The organism is Streptomyces sp. OR43, assembly GCF_008042275.1.
Classification (GTDB): Bacteria; Actinomycetota; Actinomycetes; order Streptomycetales; family Streptomycetaceae; genus Streptomyces.
The window spans coordinates 333,932-358,711 of the sequence record NZ_RDBK01000025.1; the positions used below are offsets into that span (position 1 = coordinate 333,932).

Below are 24,780 nucleotides of genomic sequence, written 5' to 3' on the forward strand. Positions count from 1 at the left end.
AGGCGTGTCACAGTGACGCCCATGGCCGAGTCCTTCACCCCTCCCGCACCGTCCGTCCGACCCGCCGTCCCCGACGACGGCCCCGCCCTGGCGGAGCTCGACCGGAGTACCTGGTCGACGCTGCACGCCGTGACGCCGCGGCCGCAGCCGCCGTACGCACAGTTCTTCGACGACCGGCACCTGCCGCGGGACATCCTGGTGGCCGAGGCGGAGAACCCGGCGGGCGAGATGGCCCTCGCCGGGTACATACGCGTGGTGCCACCGACCCCGCTGGCCTGCAACGCGCACGTCCGGCAGATACAGGGCCTCGCCGTGGCCGCCTGGGCACGGGGCCACGGGCTGGGCCGCACGCTGATACGCGCCGCGTGCGGGGCCGCACGCCGCCAGGGCGCCAACCGGATCACCCTGCGCGTGCTGGGACACAACGCGCCCGCCCGTGCGCTGTACGCGTCGGAGGGGTTCACCGTCGAGGGTGTCCTGCCCGGCGAGTTCTTCCTGGGCGGGCGCTACGTGGACGACGTGATGATGGGCCGGCCGCTCGGCCCGTGACGGGCCCCCGGCCGGCTCCCTCTCACCCGGCGCCGAACCGCTGCCACAGCTCGGGCAGCCGCGCCGCCAGCAGCGCGTCGTCCTCGAAGTCGAACGGGGTGCCCTCCGGCTCGGCCGGCTGCGGCGGCAGCCCGAGATCCGGGGCAACCACCCCGGTGAGCTGCTCGTACGCCTCGTCGGCGGCGTATCCCAGTTCCTCCGCGTCCCCGTCGAGCTCGTCGTCGAAGTCGTCGAGGAGCTCGGCCAGACTGTCCGGATCGTGCACGGCGCCCTCGAAGACCTCCCGGCCCTGGCCGATCAGCCAGCAGCGGAAGTAGTCGAAGGCATCGTCGCTGGCCCCGCCGAGCAGTACGGCGGCGGCCGCCCACAGGTCCCAGCGGTACGCACGGTTGTAGCGGGCCTCGAAGTGCCGCGCGAAGTCCAGCACGGAATCGGGATCGAGCTGCACCAGCCGTTCGACGAGCAGGTCGGCATGGTCCTCGGGGTCGCCGTCGGCGGCCTCGCGGGTGCTGTCGATGAGCTCCCAGAATTCCGTCTCGTCCATCACGGGTCCAGCATCTGCCCCCGAGAGGGCCGATGCACGCCCAGACGCCGAAATGAAGCCTTACGGCCTCACGTAGAGCCCGTGCAGCGCTTCGGCGGCCGCCGCGAACCTGCTGCGCAGCGTGGCCGGCTCCAGGACCTCCAACTCCGGTCCCAGGGCCAGCAGCTGACCGAACGCGACGTCCAGGGACTCGACCGGCAGGGTGACCGTGACCCACCCGTCGGCCCCGGGCGCACCGGCTTCCTTGAGAGCGTCCCGGGCCGCGACGCGGTCCACGGCGTGCGGCAGCCGGCGTACTCCGGCCTCCGAGAGCCGCAGCGTCACCTCGGCCCGCAGGAGCGACCGGGCGAACTGGGCCGCGCGTTCGTCCCAGAACGCGGACAGGTCGAAGCTCTCGTCCCGGACGAACCGGGTGTCGGACACGGACACGGCCGTGAAGCGGTCGATCCGGTAGACCCGGAAGTCCTCCTCCGCCCGGGCGCAGAGGTACCAGACCCCGGCCTTGAGGACGAGGCCGTACGGGGCCAGCTCACGCTCCACCTCGGTGTCCCGGCCGGCCCGCCGGTAGTGCGCGCGCAGCGTCCGGTCGTCCCACACCGCCTCGGCCACGGCGGGCAGGAGCTCCGGGGTGACGGGTTCCTGGTACCAGCCCGGCGCGTCCAGATGGAACCGACGGGCGGCGCCGGCGGAGGCGTCCCGCAGGGAGGGCAGGAGGGCCGCTGACACCTTGAGCCGGGCGGCGGACGCGGCGTCGGCCAGACCCATCTCGCGCAGGGCTGAGGGCAGGCCGGAGAGGAAGAGCGCCTCGGCCTCGTCGCGGGCCAGCCCGGTGAGGCCGGTACGGTACCCGCCGACGAGCCGGTACCCGCCCGCACGGCCCCGCTCCGCGTAGACGGGGATCCCGGCCTCGGAGAGCGCCTGGGCGTCCCGGGTGACGGTCCGCTCCGACACCTGGAGCTCGTGGGCGAGTTCGGCGGCGGTCATGGCGGGGCGGGACTGCAGGAGCAGCACCATTCTGATGAGCCGGGCAGCACGCATGCGGCCATTGTGGCCGCGGCAGGGGGCGCGTGTGCCCCGGACCCGGTGAGCCTCGGCCTCGATCGCCGGCCGGGCTGGGTGTGGCCTCAAGCGCCGGCCGGGCTGGGTGTGGCCTCAAGCGCCGGCCGGACTCAAAGATGTCCTCAATCGCCGGACGGGCTTGAATGTGCGCCCGGGCCGGGTGCGAAGGTCGGCCGGGATCGGGCCGTCGTCCGAGAAGCAGCCGCACATGAGAGCGCTCCGGCGGGCACATCAAGCCCGTCCGGCCAATGAGGACGAAGCCGGTGCCGGCACGCGGGAGTGCTCCGGCGGGGCACATCAGGCCTGTCCGGTGATCGTGGGGAGGGCCGTGCGGCACGCGACAGCGCTCCGGCGGGGCACATCAAGCCCGTCCGGCGATTGAGGACAGAGCCGGTGCCGGAGCGGGGCACACCTATGCGGAGTGCCGGGCGCGGGAGACGTACGCGGAGAACGGGGCGCGGGAGAGACCCGCGCCCCGTACTCCGGGCCGTCAGAGCCCGTACCGCTCGCGGGCTTCCTTGACCGCCGACGCCGGCACCTCGCCGCGGCGGGCCAGCTGGGCCAGGGCCGCGACCGTGATCGACTGCGGGTCGACGCCGAAGTGGCGGCGGGCCGCGTCACGGGTGTCGGAGAGGCCGAAGCCGTCCGTGCCGAGCGAGGTCCAGTCCTGCTCGACCCACTGGCTGATCTGGTCCGGCACCTGGCGCATCCAGTCGCTGACCGCGAGGACCGGACCCGGTGCGCCTTCCAGCGCCTGGGTCACGTACGGCACCCGCAGCTCACCGCGGAGCAGCGCCTCGTCGCACTCCAGCGCGTCGCGGCGCAGCTCGCCCCACGAGGTGGCGGACCAGACGTCGGCCGTGACACCCCAGTCCGCGGCCAGCAGCTCCTGGGCCTCCAGGGCCCAGTGGATCGCCGTACCGGAGGCCATCAGCTGCACGCGCGGGCTGTCCGCCTTCGCGGGCGTGCCCTCCTTGAACCGGTAGAGGCCCTTGAGGATGCCCTCCTCGATGCCTTCCGGCATCGCGGGCTGCGGCTTCGGCTCGTTGTAGACCGTCAGGTAGTAGAAGACGTTCTCGGCGTCGGGGCCGTACATCCGGCGCAGACCGTCCTGGACGATCACCGCGATCTCGTACGCGAACGCCGGGTCGTAGTTGAGCGACGCCGGGTTCGTGGACGCGATCAGGTGCGAGTGGCCGTCCGCGTGCTGGAGACCCTCGCCCGTCAGCGTCGTACGGCCCGCCGTGGCGCCGACCACGAAGCCGCGGCCGAGCTGGTCGCCGAGCTGCCAGAACTGGTCGCCCGTGCGCTGCCAGCCGAACATCGAGTAGAAGATGTAGAACGGGATCATCGGCTCGCCGTGCGTCGCGTACGACGTGGACGCGGCGATGAAGTCGGCCATCGCGCCGGCCTCGGTGATGCCCTCGTTGAGGACCTGGCCGTCCTTGGCTTCCTTGTAGTACATCAGCTGGTCTCGGTCGACCGGGTCGTACGTCTGGCCCAGCGGCGAGTAGATGCCGGCCGACGGGAACAGCGCCTCCATGCCGAAGGTGCGGGCCTCGTCGGGGACGATCGGAACCCAGCGCTTGCCGGTCTCCTTGTCCCGCATCAGGTCCTTGGCCAGGCGGACGAACGCCATCGTGGTGGCCAGTTCCTGCTTGCCGGAACCCTTCTTCAGCGCGGCGAACGCGCGCTCCTCGGGCTGCGGCAGCGCCACCGCGTGCACCCGGCGGGCCGGGGCGGGGCCGCCGAGGGCGGCGCGGCGCTCCTGGAGGTAGCGGACCTCGGGGGAGTCGGCGCCCGGGTGGCCGTACGGCACCAGGCCCTCGTCCAGCTTCGAGTCCGGGATCGGCAGCTCCAGCAGGTCGCGCATGGCGCGGAACTGCTTGCCGTCCAGCTTCTTCATCTGGTGGTTGGCGTTGCGCGACTCGAAGCCCGGGCCGAGCGTGTAGCCCTTCACCGTCTGCGCCAGGATCACCGTCGGCGCACCCTTGTGCTCCAGCGCCGCCCGGTAGGCCGCGTACACCTTGCGGGCCTCGTGGCCGCCGCGCGAGGAGTGGAAGCACTCCGCGATCTTCGCGTCGGTGAGCAGCTTCGCCAGCTCGGCGAGCGCCGGCTCGGCGCCGAAGAAGTGCTGGCGGATGTAGGCGACGTCGCGGGTGGCGTACGTCTGGAACTGCGCGTCCGGGACCTCACGGAGCCGGCGCACCAGCGCACCCGTGGTGTCGAGCTGGAAGAGCTCGTCCCAGGCGGTGCCCCAGAGCGTCTTGACGACGTTCCAGCCGGCGCCGCGGAAGGCGCCCTCCAGCTCCTGGACGACCCGGAAGTTGGCGCGGACCGGACCGTCGAGGCGCTGCAGGTTGCAGTTGATGACGAAGGTCAGGTTGTCGAGCTGCTCACGCGCCGCGAGGGCGAGGGCGGCGGTCGACTCGGGCTCGTCCATCTCGCCGTCGCCCAGGAAGGCCCAGACGTGCGAGTTCGACGTGTCCTTGATGTTGCGGTTGGCCAGGTAACGGTTGAAACGCGCCTGGTAGATCGCCGAGAGCGGGCCGAGGCCCATCGACACGGTGGGGAACTCCCACAGCCAGGGCAGCCGCCGAGGGTGCGGGTAGGACGGCAGACCGTCGCCGCCCGCCTCCTGGCGGAAGTTGTCGAGCTGCTGCTCGTTGAGGCGGCCGTCGAGGAAGGCGCGGGCGTAGATGCCGGGGGAGGCGTGGCCCTGGATGTAGAGCTGGTCGCCGGAGCCGTCCCCCTCCTTGCCGCGGAAGAAGTGGTTGAAGCCGGTCTCGTACAGCCAGGCCGCCGAGGCGAAGGTCGCGATGTGGCCGCCGACGCCGAAGCGGGAGCCACGGGTGACCATCGCGGCCGCGTTCCAGCGGTTCCACGCGGTGATCCGCGATTCCATCTCCAGGTCGCCGTCGAAGGCGGGCTCCGCGGCGGTGGGGATGGAGTTGACGTAATCGGTCTCCAGCAGCTTGGGCAGCGCGAGACCGGCGCCCTCGGCGTGCTGGAGCGAGCGGCGCATCAGATACGCGGCACGGTGCGGGCCCGCGGCCTTGGTGACGGCATCCAGGGAGGCCGCCCATTCAGCGGTCTCCTCCGGGTCGCGGTCCGGGAGCTGGTCGAGCTCGCTCGGAAGCTTTCCTACGGGGTCGGTCATGATCGCCGCCTTCCGGTGAGGAGGGGGGTGGAGAAGTCCCTGACTGGCAGGACAGGGCGATGGGGCCGGTGGGCCCGCGGAGTGAACTGTAAGGCTCCGATCGATGATCGATCAAAGGGTGAAAGGCAAAACTTCTCGATATGAAGAAAGTGGCATGGGGTGCCGTGAAATGGGGCACGGAGTGACGGGATTTATCGGACTAAGCGGGCGCTCATCCGCACAGGCGAGCGCCTCTCGCTACACATGCGCACCGTGGTGCACGCAGGTCGCGGGATGAACGATGCCCGGCGCGGGCCTCCGGCTCGGGCGGGGGACGCCCCGGTTCGGCAGCGCGGGGCTTCCGGCTCGGCCCCGAGCCTGGTCTCGGGCCCTCGTCTCAGGACATGGTCCCGGGCCCCGGTCCCGGGACCTGGCCTCGGGCCCTCGTCTCAGGACCTGGCCTTCAGCGCGGGCCCGAGCGGGGGGTCGTAGCGCGGGACCCGGCCTCAGCAGCGCGGAACCCCTGCTTCAGGCGCGCGGGACCCGGCCTCAGGCGCGCGGGACCCGGCCTCAGGCGCGCGGCGCGCAGCCGAGTACGTGGGCCTTGACCAGCACCCCTATGTCCGGGTCCTTCCGCAGGAACGCCTCGATGAGCGCCTCGTGCTCCTCGGCGTACGACTTCTGCACCGTGCCCAGCCAGCGGATCGAGAGCGCCGTGAACACCTCGATGCCCAGTCCCTCCCAGGTGTGCAGCAGGACCGCGTTGCCGGCCGCCCGGACCATCTCCCGGTGGAAGCCCACCGTGTGGCGTACCTGGGCCTCGCCGTCGGCCAGCCGGTCCGCCTCGTACAGCGCCGTCACGTGCGGGGCGAGCAGCGAGCAGTCCTCGCCGAGCCCCGGGGCCGCCAGCTCGGCGGCGATCTGCTCCAGGCCGGCCCGTACCGGGTAGCTCTCCTCCAGATCGGCCGCGGTGAGGTTGCGGACGCGGACGCCCTTGTTGGGCGCCGACTCGATCAGGCGGAGCGTCTCCAGCTCGCGCAGCGCCTCGCGCACGGGCGTCTGGCTGACCTCCAGCTCGGTGGCGATGCGCCGCTCCACGATCCGCTCACCCGGCTTCCAGCGCCCGCTGACGATCCCGTCCACGATGTGCTCGCGGATCTGTTCGCGCAGCGAGTGGACGACGGGCGGGGTCATGAGTGGCTCCTTCGGGGCAAACCGGTGCTGCCTGCACCAACTCGGCGGCCGGAGCGACCGGTGGTGTCTAGACAATACGGCGGCGCCCCCGCCCGGGAGTGTTCCGGACGGGGGCGCCGCTGGTGAGGCTTGTTACAACTGCGGTGCTCAGAGGCCGAGCTCGACCTCGAACTCACCGGCCTCCAGGATCGCCTTGACCGCGGTCAGGTAGCGGGCGGCGTCCGCGCCGTCCACCAGACGGTGGTCGTAGGAGAGCGAGAGGTACGTCATGTCGCGGACGCCGATGACGGTGCCCTCCTCGGTCTCGATGACCGCGGGACGCTTGACGGTGGCGCCGATGCCCAGGATGGCTGCCTGGTTCGGCGGCACGATGACGGTGTCGAACAGCGCACCGCGCGAACCGGTGTTGCTGATGGTGAAGGTGGCACCGGACATGTCGTCCGGCGTCAGGCCGCCACCGCGGGCCTTGCCGGCCAGCTCGGCGGTCTTCTTCGAGATACCGGCGATGTTGAGGTCGCCCGCACCCTTGATGACCGGGGTCATCAGACCCTTCTCGGCGTCCACGGCGATGCCGATGTTCTCCGAGTCGAAGTACGTGATCGTGCCTTCGTCCTCGTTGATCCGGGCGTTGACGACCGGGTGGGCCTTCAGCGCCTGGGCTGCGGCCTTGACGTAGAACGGCATCGGCGAGAGCTTGACGCCCTCACGGGCCGCGAACGCGTCCTTGGCCTTGTTGCGCAGCTTCATCAGCTTCGTGACGTCGACCTCGACGACCGAGGTCAGCTGGGCCTGCGAGTGCAGCGCCTTCATCATGTTCTCGCCGATGACCTTGCGCATGCGGGTCATCTTGACCGTCTGACCGCGCAGCGGGGAGGCCTCCAGCTTCGGCGCCTTCGAGGCGGCCGGAGCGGCGGCGGCGGGGGCCGGAGCGGCAGCGGCGGCCTTGGTGGCCTCCGCGGCGGCCACTACGTCCTGCTTGCGGATACGGCCACCGACGCCGGTGCCCTTGACCGCGCCCAGGTCGACGCCGTTCTCGGCGGCGAGCTTGCGGACCAGCGGCGTGACGTACGCGCCGTCGTCACCGGAGGTCGCGGCCGGGGCAGCCGGAGCGGCCGGGGCGACCGGAGCCGGGGCTGCGGCGACGGGCGCCGGAGCGGCCGGGGCCGGAGCAGCGGCAGGTGCGGCGGGAGCCGCCGGAGCCGGAGCCGGGGCGGCCGGCGCCGGGGCGGCCGGAGCCGGGGCCGGGGCCGACCTTGTCCGTGGAGACCTCGAGCAGGGGCTCGTCCTCCGTGACCTCCTCGCCGACCTCCTTCAGCCAGCGGGTGACGGTGCCCTCGGTGACGCTCTCGCCGAGCGCCGGGAGGGTGACGTCGGTGCCCGAGGCACCGCCGGCCGGGGCGGCGGCCGGAGCCTCGGCCGCGGGAGCCGGAGCCGCGGGGGCCTCGGCGGCGGGTGCCGGAGCCGGGGCCGGGGCGGCCTCGGGCTCGGCGGCCGGAGCCGCGGCGGGTGCCGGGGCGCCGGTGCCGTCGTCGATGACGGCCAGCTRGGCGCCGACCTCGYCGGTCTCGTCCTCGGCGACCTTGATGGAGGCCAGGATGCCGGAGGCGGGGGCCGGGATCTCGGTGTCGACCTTGTCGGTCGATACCTCGAGCAGCGGCTCGTCGGCCTCGACGCGCTCGCCCTCGGCCTTCAGCCAGCGGGTGACAGTGCCCTCGGTGACGCTCTCGCCGAGCGCCGGAAGGGTTACGGAAACCGACATGGTTTCAGTTGCTCCTAACGAAAATGCGGAAGTGGTCGGTCGTCGCGCCCGGTCGACTGATCAGTCGTGGGAGTGCAGGGGCTTGCCGGCGAGGGCCAGGTGGGCCTCGCCCATCGCCTCGTTCTGCGTCGGGTGGGCGTGGATGAGCTGCGCGACCTCGGCCGGCAGCGCCTCCCAGTTGTAGATCAGCTGGGCTTCGCCGACCTGCTCGCCCATACGGTCACCCACCATGTGGACGCCGACCACGGCACCGTCCTTGACCTGGACGAGCTTGATCTCGCCCGCGGTCTTGAGGATCTTGCTCTTGCCGTTGCCCGCGAGGTTGTACTTCAGCGCGACGACCTTGTCCGCGCCGTAGAGCTCCTTGGCCTTGGCCTCGGTGATGCCCACGGAGGCGACCTCGGGGTGGCAGTACGTCACCTTCGGGACACCGTCGTAGTCGATCGGCACGGTCTTCATGCCGGCCAGCCGCTCCGCGACGAGGATGCCCTCGGCGAAGCCGACGTGTGCCAGCTGAAGGGTCGGGGCCAGGTCGCCCACGGCCGAGATCGTCTCGACGTTCGTCCGCATGTACTCGTCGACGAGGACGTAGCCGCGGTCCATCGCGACGCCCGCCTCCTCGTAACCGAGGCCCTGCGAGACCGGGCCGCGGCCGATCGCGACGAGCAGCAGCTCCGCCTCGAAGGTCTTGCCGTCGGCGAGGGTCACCCGGACACCGTCCTGGGTGTACTCGACACCCTGGAAGAACGTGCCGAGGTTGAACTTGATGCCGCGCTTGCGGAACGCGCGCTCAAGAAGCTTCGAGCTGTTCTCGTCCTCGACCGGGACCAGGTGCTTCAGGCCCTCGACGATGGTGACGTCGGTGCCGAAGGACTTCCACGCCGAGGCGAACTCGACGCCGATGACGCCGCCGCCCAGCACGATCGCGGACTTCGGGACCCGGTCCAGCTTCAGCGCGTGGTCCGAGGAGATGACGCGGTTGCCGTCGATCTCCAGGCCCGGGAGCGACTTCGGCACGGAGCCGGTCGCCAGGAGCACGTGGCGGCCCTGGATGCGCTGGCCGTTCACATCCACCGAGGTGGGGGAGGAGAGCCGTCCCTCACCCTCGATGTAGTGCACCTTGCGGGAGGCGATGAGACCCTGGAGACCCTTGTACAGGCCCGAGATCACGTCGTCCTTGTACTTGTGGACGGCCGCCATGTCGATGCCCTCGAAGGTGGCCTTGACACCGAACTGGTCGGCCTCGCGCGCCTGGTCCGCGATCTCACCGGCGTGCAGCAGGGCCTTCGTGGGGATACAGCCGTTGTGCAGGCAGGTGCCGCCGACCTTGCCCTTCTCGATCAGAGCGACGTCCAGGCCCAGCTGCGCTCCGCGCAGGGCCGCGGCATAACCGCCGCTACCACCGCCGAGGATCACTAGGTCGAAAACGGTGCTGGCGTCGTTCGCCACGTCACGTCCTCCATGCATGTGCGCCGTACGCCGGGCCCCGTCATCGGGGTGTGACCGGCCGGTCGGCTGGTGTTCGGCCGCTTTTGTCATTCGGCCCTGTGGTGGGGGCCCTGTCCTGCCGAGAACCCATCTTCGCACTTGTTGACGGTGGGCGGGACGCGGGGCCCGTGTCTGAGACGGATGATCGTCCGTCTCAGTGGGTTACCGCTGCGTAGGGACGTACGGATTTCGTCGAGAGCGAAACCCGCCCGGCCGTCGCCGCGGCGCCGTGGGTGCAACACGTACGGCCCCGGACGTATGCCCGGGGCCGTACGTCAGAGCCTGCCGCTCAGCCGAGGTCTCCGGCCGCGGTGCGCTCCGCCAGCTTCACCAGGGTGCGGACCGCGGACCCGGTCCCGCCCTTCGGCGTGTAGCCGTACGGGGCGCCCTCGTGGAAGGCCGGGCCCGCGATGTCCAGGTGCGCCCAGGCGATGCCCTCGCCCACGAACTCCTTCAGGAACAGACCGGCCACCAGGCCGCCGCCCATCCGCTCGCCCATGTTGGCGATGTCGGCGGTCGGGGAGTCCATGCCCTTGAGCAGGTCGGCCGGGAGCGGCATCGGCCAGGAGGCCTCGCCGACCTCCTCGGCGATCTCGTGGATCGAGGTACGGAACGCGTCGTCGTTCGCCATGATGCCGAAGGTGCGGTTGCCCAGGGCCAGCACCATCGCGCCGGTCAGGGTCGCCACGTCGACGATCGCGTCCGGGTTCTCCTCGGAGGCGCGGGTCAGCGCGTCGGCCAGGACGAGCCGGCCCTCGGCGTCCGTGTTGAGGACCTCGACGGTCTTGCCGCTGTACATGTGGAGCACGTCACCGGGGCGGGTGGCGTTGCCCGACGGCATGTTCTCGGCCAGCGCCAGCCAGCCGGTGACGTTGACCCGCAGGCCCAGTCGGGCGGCCGTGACGACGGACGCGAACACGGCGGCGGCGCCGGCCATGTCGCACTTCATCGTCTCGTTGTGGCCGGCCGGCTTCAGCGAGATGCCGCCCGAGTCGTAGGTGATGCCCTTGCCCACCAGGGCCAGGGTCTTCTCCGCCTTCGGGTGCGTGTAGGCGAGCTTCACCAGGCGCGGGCCGCGGGCCGCGCCCTGGCCGACGCCGAGCAGACCGCCGTAGCCGCCCTTGACGAGCGCCTTCTCGTCGAGGACCTGCACCTTGATGCCGTGCTCCTTGCCGGCGGCCGTGGCCACGGCGGCGAAGGACTCGGGGTACAGGTCGTTCGGCGGGGTGTTGACCAGGTCGCGGGCGCGGTTGATCTCCTCGGCCAGCGCGACGGCGCGCTCGGCGGCGGCCTTGAAGGCCTTGTCACGCGGCTTGGCGCCGAGGACGGCGACCTCGCCGAGCGGCAGCTTCGGGCCGTTGGCCTTGGCGCCCTTCGGGGCCAGCTTGTTCTCGCCGCCCTGGTAGGCGGTGAAGGCGTACGCGCCCAGCAGGGCGCCCTCCGCGATGGCCTCGGCGTCCTCGACGGAGGCGATGGGCAGCGCGAAGCCGGCCTTCTTCGAGCCGGCGAGCGAGCGGGCGGCGGAGCCGGCGGCCCGGCGCAGCGCCTCGGCGTCGTACGCGCCGTCCTTCTCCGGGACCGGGCCCAGTCCGGCCGCGATGACGACCGGGACCTTCAGGCCGTCGGGTGCGGGGAGCTTGGTCAGTTCGCCCTCGGCACCGGAGGCGCCCAGGGTCGCCAGGACGGTGGCGAGCTTCCCGCCGAACGCCTTGTCCACGGCCTCGGCGCCCGGCGCCAGGACCAGGTCCCCGGACTTGGAGCCGGCGCCCTTGGCGACGCCGACGACGAGCGCGTCGGCGCGCAGCGTCGCCGCACCGGCAGTGCTGAGAGTGAGAGCAGTCACGGTGGTGAAATCTCGCTTCCGTTGAGTTCTTTGTCGATCTGTGCTGGCCGAGGGGTGGCCGACCGTGCCCGGCGCATCGTAGACGCCGCCGCGATGTGCCGGGAATGAGCCTACGCGCGCCTTTGCTGCCCGATTACGGCGGCGGGCCGTCAGTGCGCCGCGGCGGCCGTACGGTTGTCGCACCGGGAAGATCGTCCCGGCGGAACGGACCGTGACCGTCACGGCGTTGGCGGACGTCCAGCGGACGGACCCGGCGGATGGACCCAGGGGGAAGAACGATGGATGACCGGATGGCCGCCCGGGCGGCCGGCCGGCCGAAGGCGCTGCCCGCCACCGTACTGATTCTGTTGGTGATGCTGGCCGGCTGCACCTCGGCATCCGGGTCCGCCCCCTCGCCGGCCCCCTCCGGCCGGTCCGCCGCGGCCCGCTGGCAGCCGGAGCCGGGCACCGACTGGCAGTGGCAGCTGTCCGGCCGGCTGGACACGTCCGTGGACGCCCCGGTGTACGACATCGACGGCTTCGACCACGAAGCGGCGCAGGTGGCCGAGCTGCACCGCAAGGGGCGCAAGGTCATCTGCTACCTGTCGACGGGCGCCTGGGAGGATTTCCGCCCGGACGCGGCCAGGTTCCCCACGGCGGTCCTCGGCAAGGGCAACGGCTGGAAGGGGGAGCGCTGGCTCGACATTCGGCGCACCGACGTCCTGGAGCCGCTGATGGAGAGCCGGATCTCCATGTGCGCGAAGAAGGGCTTCGACGCGGTCGAGCCCGACAACATGGACGGCTACCGCAATCAGAGCGGCTTCCCGCTGACCGCCGCCGACCAGCTGCGCTACAACCGGCTCGTCGCCCGCATCGCCCACCGCCACCACCTCGCCGTCGGCCTGAAGAACGACCTGCCCCAGATCCCCGAACTGGTCGGCGACTTCGACTTCGCCGTCAACGAACAGTGCGCCCAGTACGAGGAGTGCGAGGAGCTCACCCCGTTCATCGAGGCGGGCAAGGCGGTCTTCCACGTGGAGTACGAGCTGCCCGTGGCGCGGTTCTGCGGGCAGTCCCGGCGGCTGGGGCTGAGCTCGCTGCTGAAGAAGTACGAGCTCGGCGTCTGGCGGGAGCGGTGCCCGGCGGCGAAGGCCTGACGGGGCGTCCGGCAGCCTCTCAGCCGAGCGCCAGCCCCACGAGCGTCACCGTCGCCGCCGTCTCCGCAAGCGCGCCGAACACATCGCCGGTCACCCCGCCGAAGCGCCGCACACAGTGCCGCAGCAGCAGCTGGGCCACCGCGAGCGCGGCCACCGCGGCGAGGGCGTACCGCAGAGCCCCGTACCCGCCCAGCAGCGCACCGGCACCCGAGCAGACCGCCACGGTCAGGACCGCGGTCACCGCCGCGCCCGCCGCCGGGACCGTGCCGGCGACCGCGGCGCCCAGTCCCTCCGGGCGGGCCGCGGGGACGCCGCGCCGGGAGGCCAGTGTGAGCGCGAGCCGGGCGACGGCACCGGACACGACGGCCGCCGCCGCGCCCTGCGCCCAGCCCTGCGCGTACAGCTGCTGAAGGACCGCCACCTGGGCGAGCAGGACGAACAGCAGGGTGATCACACCGAACGGCCCAATGTCCGACTGCTTCATGATGCGCAGGGCGTCGTCGGCCGGCTTGCCGCTGCCCAGACCGTCGGCGGTGTCCGCGAGACCGTCCAGGTGGAGCCCCCGGGTGAGGGCCGCCGGGACAGCGGCCGAGGCGACCGCGGCGAGCAGTGGCCCCGAGCCCAGCAGCAGCAACAAGGTCCCGGGCACCGCCGCGAGGACCCCCACGGCGAGGCCCGCGAGCGGGGCGCACAGCATCCCGGCCCGGGCGGTCTCGCGGTCCCAGCGGCTGACGCGGACGGGGAGCACGGTGAGGGTGCCGAAGGCGAAACGCAGGCCGTGGCTGTTCAGGGAGGTCACGGCGCGCAGGCTAATCGGTGGGCGCGGCCGATAGATTGTCCGGAACGGTAGATAACGGAGCAGAAGCGACTTATCGGGAGTGGGTGGGATGGGTCACTGGTTCGACCGCAACATCGTCGAGCCGGGGAAGCTGCCCCTGCTCCTGGCCCTGGCCGCCTTCGTCCTGACCTTCGCCATCACCCGGGTCATCACCCGGATGATCCGGGCCGGCAAGGGCCCCTTCGGCAACATCACGCCGGGCGGCGTCCACGTCCACCATGTCGTGCCGGGAGTGGTGCTGAGCGTGGTCGGCGGGTTCGGCGCGGTGGCCAGCGGGAAGCACGGCTTCGCGGCCGGGGCCTGTGCGGTCGTCTTCGGCGTGGGCGCGGGGCTGGTGCTGGACGAGTTCGCCCTGATCCTCCACATGGACGACGTGTACTGGAGCGAGCAGGGCCGCCAGAGCGTGGAGGTCGTGGTCCTCACCGCGGCCCTGGTGCTGCTGGTGCTGGGCGGGTTCTCCCCGCTCGGCGTGGACGGCCTGAGCGACGATCAGCAGCAGGGCAGGCTCGGCGTCGTCCTCACCCTCGTCGTCAACTTCTGCTTCGTGCTGATCGCGCTGTTCAAGGGCAAGGCGCGGATGGCGGTGCTCGGCACCCTGGTTCCGTTCGTCGCCCTGGTCGGGGCGGTCCGGCTGGCCAGACCGACCTCGATGTGGGCCAAGCGGTTCTACCGCAACCGGCACCGGGCCCGGTCACGCTCGGTGCTGCGCGCCTACCACCACGACGTCCGCTGGGCCGGGCCGCGGCGCAGGTTCCAGGACCTGATCGGCGGCGCACCCGACCGCGTCCCGGCACCCTCACCCAAGTCCTGACGGCGGGCCTTGCGCCGGGCGCGCAGGGCCGGCACCGCGCACAGCGCGAGCGCCACGGCGATGGCCGCCAGGTGCTCCTTGCCCGCCAGGTTGTTCTTCACCGCGATCTCCGCCACCATCGCCGCGATCACCAGCCCGCCGGTGAACCGGGCCCGGTAGGCGCAGCAGACGCAGACGGCCAGGGCGACCACGGCCGCCGACGGCCCGGTGTCGACGACCTGCGCGTCGGAGCCGGGCAGACCAAGGAACCCGTCGGGGCCGACCGCGACGCCGATCCGTGCGTACAGCGTCCCGGCCAGCGTCGCGGCGTACGCGATCAGCAGCGTCCGCCGCCGGCCCAGGCAGATCTCGGCGATCCCGAACACCAGCAGTACCTGTGCCAGCGCCCCCCAGACCGGCAGGTCGAGGGCCGGGACGAACAGGGACAGCGGGGTACGCAGCAGAGCCTCCGGGAGCGGGTCCTCGGCCCGCACCGCCCCGAGCGCCTGCACCGGCCCGTACCCCCAGGAGCTGTTCTGCACCACCTGGAGCAGCGCTGTCAGACAGACCGCGGCCACGGTCATCGGGACGGCCCGCAGCCGCTCGGTGGCGACCGCCGTGCGTAACGCCGCCCACAGCGGACCCCACTCCCGGCGGGCCGCCCGCCCGAGCGTTCGCGCCCCTGTCACGCGCGCGGTCCGAGCTTGGAACGGTGCAGCCACTTGGGCAGTCCCGGCGCCTCCAGGAAACCTTCGGCGCGCCCCGCCGCGACGGCGATGCGCGGCAGGTCCGCGCTCTTCTCGAAGAGCAGGTAGCGCGGTTCCCAGATCGGCCGGTACTTGGCGTTGGCGCGGTAGAGCGACTCGATCTGCCACCACCGGGAGAAGAAGCTGAGCAGCGAACGCCACAGCCTGAGCACCGGCCCGGCGCCCAGCCGTGATCCGCGCTCGAAGACGGAGCGGAACATCGCGAAGTTCAGCGAGACCTGGGTGACGCCGATCTTCTCGGCGCGTTGCAGGAGTTCGATGACCATGAACTCCATCAGGCCGTTCTCGGCGTCCCGGTCACGGCGCATCAGGTCCAGCGAGAGGCCGTGCGGGCCCCAGGGTACGAAGCTGAGTACGGCGCGCAGCGCACCGGTTCCGCCGCCCTCGGCAGGGCTCGCGTCGCGGCATTCGAGCATGACGCACTGTCCGTCGGCCGGGTCGCCGAGCCGGCCCAGCGCCATGGAGAAGCCGCGTTCGGTCGCTCCGTCGCGCCAGTCGTCGGCCCGGCGCACCAGTTCGGCCATCTCGGCCTCGGGGATGTCCGCGTGCCTGCGCACCGTCACCTCGTAACCGGCCCGCTTCACCCGGTTGTACGCCTGGCGGACGGTCCGCATCGCCCGCCCCTCCAGGGTGAAATCGGCGGTCTCCACGATCGCCTCGTCGCCCAGCTCCAGGGCGTCGAGGCCGTGCCGGGCGTAGATCGTGCCGCCCTCCTCGCTCACCCCCATCGCCGCCGGGATCCAGCCGTGCTCACGGGCCTCGGCCAGCCAGGGGCCGATCGCGCCGGGCCAGGCCTCGGGGTCGCCGATCGGGTCGCCGGAGGCCAGCGAGACACCGCCGACCACCCGGTAGGCGACGGCGGCCTTCCCGGTCGGCGACCGGACGACGCTCTTCTCGCGGCGCAGCGCGAAGTAGCCGAGCGAGTCCCGTTCGCCGTGCCTGTCCAGCAGGGCGCGCAGCGCCGTCTCGTCCTCGGCAGTGATCGGGTCGACCGCGCGGCGGGCCCGGAAGGCCGCGTACACGACGGCGATGAGCAGCAGCGTGGAAAGGATGTTGATGACGACGTTCACCCAGCCCGGCGTGGTGATGCCGGGGAAGCGGGAGTCGTCGGCGGCGACGGAGACCAGACGCAGCGCGCCGTAGCGCCAGCGGTCCAGGAACGTCGAACGGTGCTCGTCCGGCGCGGTGTTGGTGAGCGTGACCAGACCGGCGGCGATCAGCGAGGTGACCAGCAGCCCGCCGACCGCCACCAGCGCGGCCAGCTTCGGGTTGGACCGGTCGCCCTTCGCGTAGAACTCCCGCCGGCCCAGGGCGAGCGCGAGGACGAACGCGGCCGTCAGCGCGAGCGAGATCCAGTTCTGCGGATACCGCCGCACCTCCGGGAAGCCGATCACCGCGGCGAAGAGCAGCAGAGTGAGGCCGCTCAGCACCAGGTTGACGATCCACGCGGCCCGTTTGCGTCGGCGCATCGTGACCGCGAGGAACAGGGCGACGACGCCGGAGGAGAAGCCCGCGGTGAGCAGGTAGGGCGTGAAGTAGTTCTCGGTGTTGTGGCGCCGGAGGTCCTGGCCGAAGGTGACCCAGACGGCGCTCAGGAAATTGACGAACGACACGACGCGCAGGTACCAGATGGCGAAGGCCGCGCCCCGCCGCGACCGGTCGGTGCTCCGCGGCCGGACGGCAGTCCGGCCGGATTCCTCACTGGCCAAGCAGACCTCTCCCATGAAAAGCGATCATATGGGGCATCGCGTTTCATGGAAGGGGCCGCGCTGCGGCCGGTGCCGGACGGCCGCGGTCCCGTCGGTCAGCCGCCGCTCGTCACTCCCCGGCCGGGGAGTCCGCCGTGCCGGACGTCTCGCCGTCGGACGTCTCTTCGTCGTCCTTCACGTCGTCAGCGTCGTCCGCGTCGTCGTCGGTCTCCGGCGTACGTTCGGGCAGCTCGGCCGCCAGCGCGGCCGCGGCCTGCACGAACGGGAGCGCGAGCAACGCCCCGCTTCCCTCACCGACGATGACGCCGTGGTCCAGCAGCGGGTTGAGCGCCATCCGGTCCAGCGCCTTCGCCTGCGCCGGTTCCCCGCTCAACTGCCCCGCCAGCCACCAGTCCGGCGCCCGGAACGCGGCCCGCTGCCCGACCAGCGCGCACGCCGCGGAGACCACCCCGTCCAGGATCACCGGGAGCCGGCGCACCGCGCACTGCAGCAGGAAGCCGGTCGTCGCCGCCAGGTCCGCGCCGCCCACCTTGGCCAGCAGCTCCAGCTGGTCGCCCAGTACCGGCCGGGCCCGGCGCAGCGCGTCACGGACCGCCGCGCACTTGCGCATCCAGGCCAGATCGTCGATGCCCGCACCGCCGCGCCCGGTGACCACCGAGGCATCGGTGCCGCACAGCGCCGCGATCAGCGTGGCCGCGGCCGTCGTACCGCCCACGCTCAGATCGCCGAGCACCACCAGACCGGTGCCCGAGTCGGCCTCCTCGTCGGCGATCGCCATGCCGAGCCGCACCGCCCGCTCGGCCTCCTCGACCGTCATCGCGTCCTCGACGTCGATCCGGCCGCTGCCGCGCCGCACCCGGGTCCGGACGACCGCCTCCGGCAGCAGTTCCGGCTCGCAGTCCAGCCCGGCGTCGACGATCCGCACCGGCACGGAGAACCGGCGGGCCAGCACGGCCAGCGGCGTCGCCCCGTCCAGCGTGGCGCGCACCAGCTCGTGCGCGGTGCCGGCCGCGCGACCGGACACGCCCAGCCGCGCCACCCCGTGATCACCGGCGAACAGCACCACACGGGCCTGCTCGATCGCTCTGACCGGCACGGCCTGCTGGGCGGCGGAAAGCCATTCCCCCAGCTCGTCGAGGCGGCCGAGGGCACCCGGCGGCACGATGAACCGCTCCCGGCGTTCCTCGGCATCGCGCCGTACACCCCCGTCGGGGCGTTCGATCAGGTCGGAGAAGTCGTCCAGATTCACGGGGGTCTGCCTCGCGGGTCGATACGTGGTGTGGGCCGGGGAGCCGGGCTCCCCGCCGAACAGTACCTGCCGCGAATTCCGGCCCCACTCAGTGCGGCGTACGGTCCCCGAACCGGAGTTGGGTGATCGCGGGCGTCAGGGTCCGCAGTCCGGGGAGCAGGTTCTGGATCCGGATCAGCTCACCCATCGCGCCCCGCCCGCGCGGCAGGTGCAGGCCCCGCACCTCGGTGATCCCCGGATGCGCGCTACGCAGCTTCCCGCGCTCGCCGGGGTCCATCGCCCAGCGCATCGGCGGGATCGTCATGGCACCCACCTTCGAGGTGCCCGCCACCGTGCCCCTCGCCAGCCACCGGGCCATCGAGTCCAGGACGAGGATCCCGCCGGGCAGCCGCTCGGCGCAGGCCGCCAGGATCTCCCGCACCTCGGCGGGCCGCAGGTACATGAACAGGCCCTGCGCCGTGACGGCCACGCCTCGGCCCTCCGGGTCCTCGATCTCGTCCAGCCAGGACAGATCCGTCGCCGAACCGGACAGCGTCCGCAGCCGGTCCGAGGGCGGCAGCAGGGTGCGGCGCAGGGTGGCGACCTCCGGCAGCTCCACGCTCAGCCAGTTCAGCCGGCCGTTGTCGACCCGCCAGAAGCCGGTCTCCAGGCCGTCGCCGAGCGCGACCACGGTGGCCTCCGGGCGGTCGGCGAGGTACTCCTGCACGGCCAGGTCGAAGCAGCGTGAGCGCAGCGCCTGAGCCTGCGAGTGGAAGGGGTCGGGGACCCCGAAACGCTCCTCGAACGGGTAGTCCAGGTCCGCCAGCAGCTGGAGCGCCATCGGGTCGTCCAGCACCGGATAGCGGCGGCCCGCCTCGAACGCCCGGTGGTGCAGCGTCCACAACAGGGTCTCCGGAACCCCGTCCAGCATCGGCCGTACACGTGCCATGTTCCGCTCCTCCTGTCCCGTTCGGTGGCGGCTCGCTCAGCCGCGCAGCGTCAGCGCCTGCCCGGCCACCACCAGCAGTACCTGCTCGCACTCGTCGGCGAACTCGGCGTTGAGCCGGCCCAGCTCGTCACGGAAACGCCGTCCCGCCGCCGTCGCGGGCACCACGCCCGAGCCCGTCTCGTTGGTCACCGCGACGACGGTCCGCCGCGTCCCGCGGACCGCGGCCACGAGTTCGGCCGTGCGCTTGCGCAACGTGCTCCGACCACCGCCTGCCCACGCCGCGTCGTTCCAGGCGTCCACCCGGTCCATCGCGTCCGTCAGCCAGAGCGCGAGGCAGTCGATCAGCAGCGGCGGCCCGTCCGAGGCCAGCAGCTCCACCAGCTCACAGGTCTCCTCGGTGCGCCAGGCCGCCGGTCTGCGCTCCCGGTGCAGTCCGATCCGGGCCGCCCACTCCGTGTCGCCCTCCCGGCTGCCCCCGGTCGCCACGTACACGACCTCGGGGTAGGTCTCCAGCCGCCGTTCGGCCTCGACCGACTTCCCGGACCGCGCGCCGCCGGTGATCAGGGTGCGCCGCGGGATGCCGGGTTCGGCGTGGTATCCGCCGACCGTCAGCGTCGTCCCGTCCGGCACGGCCCGGGCACCGCCCGCGGAGAGCCGGCGGTCGAGCTCGGGGCCCGGCGGTGCGTCATGGTCCAGATGGACGGCGATCACCTCGGTGGCCGGCCCGATCGCCTCGACCGCCCTCAGCCGGGCCACGGCGTCGGGCCGCCCCACGACGTCGGCGACGACCAGGTCGTACGGCTCCGCCGCCCGGTCGGCGAGACCGGCCGGTGCGGCGCCCGGCGGCAGGTAGAGCAGCCGTTCGCCGTCCGGCGAGGTGACCTCGTAGCCGGTGCCGGGCGCGTCCATCGGCACGGCCCGCACCCGGTGCCCGCTGATCAGCGTCAGCACCCGTCCGTCCGGGACGCGGCCGGCCGGGGGCAGCCCGGCGGGCAGTTCGACGGCGGGCCCGTCGTGCGGATGGGTGAGCAGGACCTGCCGTACGCCGGTGAGCGAATGCCCCGCGCGGGCGGCGGCGAACACCGCCCCGGGGGTCAGGTCGAGCAGCAGTGCGTCGTCGATCAGCAGGGCGGTCGCGGCCCGGGCCCCCGCCCCGCGGGCGGTGGCGCAGGCGGCGCAGGGACAGTCGGGCCGCGGCAGCCCGTCGGGGGCTCCGGTGCCGAGCAGAGTCAGTTCCACGCTCCGATCCTCCCGCGTCCCCGCACCGGGTGCGCGACGTGGGGGGTGACCTGCCGTGCGCGGGCCCCTTCCGGCCCTGGTCGTAAGCACTAGGCTGCGGACGGAACAAAGTGACCCAGGAGGCGGACATGGCGTGGACGTGGCGGTTCGAGAAGTCCGACGGTACGGAGACGGAGCCGGCCCTGCAGCCGGAGGAATTCACGACCCAGGGCGACGCGGAGTCCTGGATCGGTGAGTACTGGAAGGAACTCCTCGACGGCGGGGCGGACCAGGTGACGCTCTTCGACGACACGACGAAGATCTACGGCCCGATGAGCCTCCGGGCCGAACAGGCCGAGCAGGCCGAGGAGAGCGGGACGGCCGCGGGCGAGGCCTGAGCCGTGACGGCCGCCGGGCGGACCCCTGAGGGCCCGCCCGGCGGACTGCGCCGTGGTGGACGGAGCTGCCTGCGGCTCCGTCGTCTCAGATCTCGCCGAGCGTGACCTCGGCCGTCTTCTCCGCGTTGTTGCGCTGATACGTCACGGTGACCTTCTCGCCCGGCTTGTCCGAGGCCAGGGCCTCCGACAGGGACGTGATCGTGGTGACGGACGCGTCGCCGACCTTGGTGATGATGTCGCCGGCCCGCAGCCCCGCCTTCTGGGCCGCGCCGTTCTTCGCGACACTGACGATCGCGACGCCCGCCGGCTTGTAGCTGTCGTCGACGACCGTGCGGCCGGTGATGTTCAGGGCCGCCCGACCGGAGTCGGTGACCTTGCCGCTCTTGATGATCTGGTCGGCGACCGTCTTCACCATCGAGACGGGGATCGCGAAGCCGATGCCGGGCGCCGCGCTGTCACCCATCTGCGGGTCCGTCGCCGCCAGCGTCGGGATGCCGATGACCTCGCTGTTCAGGTTCACCAGCGCGCCCCCGCTGTTGCCCGGGTTGATCGCCGCCGAGGTCTGCACCATGTTCGCGATGGTCGCGCCCGTGCCGCCGCCCGCGCGGCTCTCGCTCACGGTCCGGCCGAGGGCGGAGACGATGCCCTGGGTGACGCTGCTGGACAGCCCGAGCGGCGAGCCCATGGCCAGCACGATCTGGCCGACCTCGACCTTCTCCGAGTCGCCGAACTTCGCGGGCTTCAGCCCGTCCGGGACGTCGTCCAGCTTGATGACGGCCAGGTCCTGTTCGGGGTAGGCGGCCACCAGCGAGGCGCTCATCACCTTCTCGCCGTTCGCCACGGTGACCTTGAAGGTCTTCTCCTCGCCGACGACGTGGGCGTTGGTGACGATGTGGCCCTTGGCGTCGTAGACGATGCCCGAGCCCAGACTTTCGGAGGCGTCGATCTGCACCACCGACGGAAGCACGTTGTTGATGACGGTCTGGTACTCGCTCTGCAGATCGCCGGTGGCCTTCGAGGCCGAGCCCTGCTGGGCCGATCCGGACTTCGTCGCGGCGGCGTTCGAGGCCGGGGAATTCGAGTCGGAGCAACCGCTCACCAGTGCGATCGCGCAGACACCTGCGGACAGAGGCAGCAGCAGCCGGCGCACACGGCGGCGGGAGTGAAAGGCATCCATGTCCGGATTATTGCTTTTAACCCGGTTAGCGGCCTGTTGGGTTCACCCGGCAGGGGAGCCCCTGCCGGGGAGGTGCCCCGCCGGGCGGTTCAGCCCCGCACGCCGCACAGGTGGAGCAGCGCGGCCACCGCGCGGTACGGATCCGTCCGTCCCGCCCGGTCCTCCGCCGCGAGCACCCGCTCCAGCTCCGCCGCCGACGGCAGCTCCACGTCGTTGCCCACGTTGTCCGTGAAGATCCGAACCCCGTACCAGGCGCGCAGCGGTGCCGCGATCCCGGCGAGCGTGGCGGTGAGGGCGTCGAGCCGGTCCGCGCGCACGGAGAGCCCGAGGCGGTTGGTGTACCGGTCCGAGTCGAACGCCGCCAGGGCCGCGTCCCAGTCCCCGGCGATCCCGGGCCGCATCGCCAGCGCGTCGGCGTTCCGTACGAGGAGCGACAGCAGGCCGCCCGGCGCCAGCATCCTGGCCAGACCGGCCACCATGGCGTCCGGTTCCTGGACGTACATGAGCACGCCGTGGCAGAGCACCACGTCGAAACTCCCGGGCAGGAAGTGAACCCCGGTGTCCTGGCCGTTCCCCTCGATGAGCCGGACCCGCTCACGGATACCCGCCGGTTCGCCGCTGAGCGCCTCACGGGCGACCCGCAGCATGTCCGCGTCGGATTCGAGGCCCGTGACGGTGTGGCCGGCCCGGGCCAGGCGAAGCGCCTGGGTGCCCTGGCCCATGCCGACATCGAGGATCCGCAGCCGCTGCCCGACGGGGAAGCGTGCCGCGATCTGTTCGTCCAGCTGTCGGGCGACCAGCTCCTGGCGCACGGTGTTGCGCAGTCCGCCGAGCCCCTTCAGCCACACCGACGAGGCCCCGGAGAACCCGGAGACCGCATCACCCGGCCGGTCGGCGGACGTGCCGCCGACCGCACCGGAGAAATCCGTACTCAGGGCCGCTCTCCGCGCTTGACCTGCGGCTTCGGCAGCCGGAGCCGACGCATCTGGAGCGTACGCATCAGCCCGTAGGCCACCGCGCCGCGCTTGGGCGTATCGGGGAAGCGCTCGTTCAGCTGCTTGCGCAGACGGAACGTCAGCCCGATCGAGTCGACGACGATCAGCACGATCACACCGAGCCAGAGCAGCAGCGAGATGTTCTGGATGCCCTGCACCTGGATCACGCTGAGAATCAGGATGACCACGGCGAGCGGCAGGAAGAACTCCGCGATGCAGAAACGCGAGTCCACGAAGTCACGGACGAAGCGGCGCACCGGGCCCTTGTCGCGGGCCGGCAGATAGCGCTCGTCACCACTGGCGAGCGCCTCGCGCTGCTTGGCCATGTCGACGCGCCGCGCTTCGCGCTGGCGCTTCATGGCCTCCTTGCGGTCGAGCGGCGCACCACTGGAGGCACGACGGCGCTGCGACTGCGCGTCGCTGCGCTTGGGGGTGGGGCGACCCTTGGGAGCCTGCGGGTCGCGGGACGTCTTGGAGAGGTCCGCCGTCACCTTGTCGGTGGGGGCCTTCTCTTCCTTGGAGCGGCTACGGAACACAAGACCCAAGGGTACGGGGTCGATCGCGAGGTCACCGGGCCGGCCGGGAACGATCCGGCAACGGCCTGCGTCCTTGCTGGTGTCCGAGCCGGACGATACGGGCGTCATGGGCTGTTTCCCCGACCGTCACCTACTCCCTGGGCTGGAGCGGTCACCGGCGGCAGTCGTCCTTGGGGAGGACCCCATCGCTGCTCGAACAGTGCGGTAATAGAGACAGGGCCCGTACTGTGGGTTCTGTCGGAGTGCTGGTGACCGGTTGAGTCAGAAGGGGGCGCGCGAAGCCCATGAGCGGTGTCATGAAGCGTATGGGGATGATCTTCCGCGCGAAGGCAAACAAGGCCCTTGACCGGGCCGAGGATCCGCGCGAGACCCTCGATTACTCGTACCAGAAGCAGCTTGAGCTGCTTCAGAAGGTGCGCCGCGGTGTCGCCGATGTGGCGACTTCGCGCAAGCGCCTGGAGCTGCAGCTGAACCAGTTGCAGGGCCAGACGTCCAAGCTGGAGGACCAGGGCCGCAAGGCGCTCGCGCTCGGCCGCGAGGACCTGGCCCGCGAGGCGCTGTCCCGCCGCGCGGCCCTCCAGCAGCAGGTCACCGACCTGGAGACGCAGCACACCACGCTGCAGGGCGAGGAGGAGAAGCTCACCCTGGCGGCCCAGCGGCTGCAGGCCAAGGTCGACGCCTTCCGTACGAAGAAGGAGACCATCAAGGCCACGTACACGGCGGCCCAGGCCCAGACCCGGATCGGTGAGGCCTTCTCGGGCATCTCCGAGGAGATGGGCGACGTCGGCCTGGCCATCCAGCGGGCCGAGGACAAGACCCAGCAGCTGCAGGCACGGGCCGGAGCGATCGACGAGCTGCTCGCCTCCGGAGCCCTGGACGACCCGACCGGCACGGCGAAGGACGACATCGCCGCCGAGCTGGACCGGATCTCCGGTGGTACGGATGTGGAGCTGGAGCTGCAGCGCATGAAGGCCGAACTGGCCGGCGGCTCCACCTCGCAGCAGGCCATCGAGGGCGGCCCTCAGGACGCCGCGCAGCAGCAGGACCGGTCCCGGTCCCCGCACAAGTTCGACAAGGAGTAAGGCGGCGTCATGATCGTACGGATCATGGGGGAGGGCCAGGCAGTCCTGGCCGACAGCCATCTCGCCGAGCTCGACAAGCTCGACGACGAACTGCTCGCCGAAATGGAGCGTGGCGACGGCCCCGGCTTCCGCTCGACGCTCCACGCGCTCCTCGCCAGGGTGCGCGAACTCGGCACACCCTTGCCGGACGACTCCCTGGAGCCGTCCGAACTGATCCTGCCGTCACCCGACGCGACCCTCGAAGAGGTCCGCGCCATGCTCAGCGACGACGGTCTGATTCCCGGCTGACCGGCTGACGACCGGCAGCTTCACCACCCGCACTCCCGTGCCCCGTCACCGGCCCCGGCCGGTCACGGGGCACCGTGCTGTCAGGTCCCTGTTG

Annotated in this window: 21 protein-coding genes and 1 pseudogene; 6 read left to right on the top strand and 16 right to left on the bottom strand. The window is 71.9% G+C overall.

The annotated features are described in order from the left end of the window. Nucleotides 1–21 precede the first annotated feature (21 nt). The gene (locus tag EAO72_RS14215; protein WP_148017653.1) at nucleotides 22–549 is read left to right on the top strand and encodes a GNAT family N-acetyltransferase; all 528 of its coding nucleotides are present in this window, start codon (nucleotides 22–24) and stop codon (nucleotides 547–549) included. 22 nt (nucleotides 550–571) lie between these two features. Here the strand turns inward: EAO72_RS14215 and EAO72_RS14220 are convergent, their stop codons facing one another. The 7 genes and pseudogenes from EAO72_RS14220 to EAO72_RS14250 form a co-directional block, all read right to left on the bottom strand. Continuing rightward, nucleotides 572–1,093, bottom strand: a complete 522-nt coding sequence (locus EAO72_RS14220) for a DUF4240 domain-containing protein (RefSeq protein WP_148017654.1) — start codon at nucleotides 1,091–1,093, stop codon at nucleotides 572–574. A gap of 60 nt (nucleotides 1,094–1,153) precedes the next feature. Continuing rightward, the gene (locus EAO72_RS14225) at nucleotides 1,154–2,131 is read right to left on the bottom strand and encodes a helix-turn-helix transcriptional regulator (protein ID WP_148017655.1); all 978 of its coding nucleotides are present in this window, start codon (nucleotides 2,129–2,131) and stop codon (nucleotides 1,154–1,156) included. A 511-nt stretch (nucleotides 2,132–2,642) separates the two neighbouring features. Continuing rightward, the gene (gene aceE, locus EAO72_RS14230) at nucleotides 2,643–5,312 is read right to left on the bottom strand and encodes a pyruvate dehydrogenase (acetyl-transferring), homodimeric type (protein ID WP_148017656.1); all 2,670 of its coding nucleotides are present in this window, start codon (nucleotides 5,310–5,312) and stop codon (nucleotides 2,643–2,645) included. Nucleotides 5,313–5,861: 549 nt separating this feature from the next. Beyond that, nucleotides 5,862–6,485 (bottom strand): GntR family transcriptional regulator, encoded by a 624-nt coding sequence (locus tag EAO72_RS14235; RefSeq protein ID WP_148017657.1) that lies wholly within the window; start codon nucleotides 6,483–6,485, stop codon nucleotides 5,862–5,864. Nucleotides 6,486–6,632: 147 nt separating this feature from the next. Beyond that, a pseudogene (sucB, locus tag EAO72_RS14240) lies at nucleotides 6,633–8,244 on the bottom strand (2-oxoglutarate dehydrogenase, E2 component, dihydrolipoamide succinyltransferase). A 60-nt stretch (nucleotides 8,245–8,304) separates the two neighbouring features. Continuing rightward, on the bottom strand, nucleotides 8,305–9,693 hold the full coding sequence (gene lpdA / locus EAO72_RS14245; RefSeq protein WP_148017658.1) for a dihydrolipoyl dehydrogenase: 1,389 nt from the start codon (nucleotides 9,691–9,693) through the stop codon (nucleotides 8,305–8,307). A 328-nt stretch (nucleotides 9,694–10,021) separates the two neighbouring features. Then, nucleotides 10,022–11,575, bottom strand: a complete 1,554-nt coding sequence (locus tag EAO72_RS14250; RefSeq protein WP_148017659.1) for a leucyl aminopeptidase — start codon at nucleotides 11,573–11,575, stop codon at nucleotides 10,022–10,024. A gap of 278 nt (nucleotides 11,576–11,853) precedes the next feature. Between EAO72_RS14250 and EAO72_RS14255 the strand changes: the two genes are divergently transcribed. Further along, nucleotides 11,854–12,711, top strand: coding sequence for an endo alpha-1,4 polygalactosaminidase (locus tag EAO72_RS14255; RefSeq protein WP_148017660.1), 858 nt, complete (start codon nucleotides 11,854–11,856; stop codon nucleotides 12,709–12,711). 19 nt (nucleotides 12,712–12,730) lie between these two features. Here the strand turns inward: EAO72_RS14255 and EAO72_RS14260 are convergent, their stop codons facing one another. Next, a complete protein-coding gene (locus tag EAO72_RS14260; RefSeq protein ID WP_148017661.1) occupies nucleotides 12,731–13,510 on the bottom strand; it encodes an adenosylcobinamide-GDP ribazoletransferase in 780 nt (259 codons plus the stop codon). 88 nt (nucleotides 13,511–13,598) lie between these two features. On the opposite strand from EAO72_RS14260, the gene EAO72_RS14265 reads away from it, so the two are divergent. After that, the gene (locus tag EAO72_RS14265) at nucleotides 13,599–14,360 is read left to right on the top strand and encodes a hypothetical protein (protein ID WP_148017662.1); all 762 of its coding nucleotides are present in this window, start codon (nucleotides 13,599–13,601) and stop codon (nucleotides 14,358–14,360) included. On the opposite strand, the gene EAO72_RS14270 is transcribed toward EAO72_RS14265, so the two are convergent. From EAO72_RS14270 to EAO72_RS14290, 5 genes are all read right to left on the bottom strand, one after another. Next, entirely contained in the window at nucleotides 14,261–15,028 is a 768-nt protein-coding gene (locus tag EAO72_RS14270; RefSeq protein ID WP_148017663.1) for a hypothetical protein, read from the bottom strand. The genes EAO72_RS14265 and EAO72_RS14270 overlap by 100 nt on opposite strands. Beyond that, nucleotides 15,025–16,830, bottom strand: coding sequence for a phosphatidylglycerol lysyltransferase domain-containing protein (locus tag EAO72_RS14275; RefSeq protein ID WP_187285043.1), 1,806 nt, complete (start codon nucleotides 16,828–16,830; stop codon nucleotides 15,025–15,027). Before EAO72_RS14275 ends, EAO72_RS14270 begins: the two co-directional genes overlap by 4 nt. Before the next feature lie 94 nt (nucleotides 16,831–16,924). Beyond that, nucleotides 16,925–18,064, bottom strand: a complete 1,140-nt coding sequence (locus tag EAO72_RS14280; RefSeq protein WP_148017664.1) for a nicotinate-nucleotide--dimethylbenzimidazole phosphoribosyltransferase — start codon at nucleotides 18,062–18,064, stop codon at nucleotides 16,925–16,927. An 88-nt stretch (nucleotides 18,065–18,152) separates the two neighbouring features. Next, entirely contained in the window at nucleotides 18,153–18,992 is an 840-nt protein-coding gene (locus EAO72_RS14285; protein ID WP_148017665.1) for a class I SAM-dependent methyltransferase, read from the bottom strand. Between the two features lie 36 nt (nucleotides 18,993–19,028). Further along, complete coding sequence (locus EAO72_RS14290; protein WP_148017666.1) at nucleotides 19,029–20,231, bottom strand: bifunctional adenosylcobinamide kinase/adenosylcobinamide-phosphate guanylyltransferase; 1,203 nt, start codon at nucleotides 20,229–20,231, stop codon at nucleotides 19,029–19,031. Nucleotides 20,232–20,359: 128 nt separating this feature from the next. On the opposite strand from EAO72_RS14290, the gene EAO72_RS14295 reads away from it, so the two are divergent. Next, nucleotides 20,360–20,608 carry a hypothetical protein gene (locus tag EAO72_RS14295; RefSeq protein ID WP_148017667.1) on the top strand — a complete coding sequence of 83 codons (249 nt, stop codon included), beginning with the start codon at nucleotides 20,360–20,362 and terminating at the stop codon, nucleotides 20,606–20,608. Between the two features lie 85 nt (nucleotides 20,609–20,693). Here EAO72_RS14295 and EAO72_RS14300 read toward each other — a convergent pair whose 3' ends face one another. The 3 genes from EAO72_RS14300 to EAO72_RS14310 all read right to left on the bottom strand — a co-directional run bounded on the left by EAO72_RS14300 (nucleotide 20,694) and on the right by EAO72_RS14310 (nucleotide 23,316). Then, on the bottom strand, nucleotides 20,694–21,785 hold the full coding sequence (locus EAO72_RS14300) for a S1C family serine protease (RefSeq protein WP_148017668.1): 1,092 nt from the start codon (nucleotides 21,783–21,785) through the stop codon (nucleotides 20,694–20,696). Nucleotides 21,786–21,874: 89 nt separating this feature from the next. Then, nucleotides 21,875–22,633, bottom strand: a complete 759-nt coding sequence (locus EAO72_RS14305) for a class I SAM-dependent methyltransferase (protein WP_410090306.1) — start codon at nucleotides 22,631–22,633, stop codon at nucleotides 21,875–21,877. A gap of 83 nt (nucleotides 22,634–22,716) precedes the next feature. Continuing rightward, nucleotides 22,717–23,316 carry a DUF3043 domain-containing protein gene (locus tag EAO72_RS14310; protein WP_148017835.1) on the bottom strand — a complete coding sequence of 200 codons (600 nt, stop codon included), beginning with the start codon at nucleotides 23,314–23,316 and terminating at the stop codon, nucleotides 22,717–22,719. Nucleotides 23,317–23,612: 296 nt separating this feature from the next. Between EAO72_RS14310 and EAO72_RS14315 the strand changes: the two genes are divergently transcribed. Together EAO72_RS14315 and pspAA are read left to right on the top strand one after the other, a co-directional pair. Beyond that, nucleotides 23,613–24,398 (top strand): PspA/IM30 family protein, encoded by a 786-nt coding sequence (locus EAO72_RS14315; protein WP_148017669.1) that lies wholly within the window; start codon nucleotides 23,613–23,615, stop codon nucleotides 24,396–24,398. Nucleotides 24,399–24,407: 9 nt separating this feature from the next. Next, nucleotides 24,408–24,686, top strand: a complete 279-nt coding sequence (gene pspAA, locus EAO72_RS14320) for a PspA-associated protein PspAA (protein WP_148017670.1) — start codon at nucleotides 24,408–24,410, stop codon at nucleotides 24,684–24,686. Nucleotides 24,687–24,780: the final 94 nt, after the last annotated feature.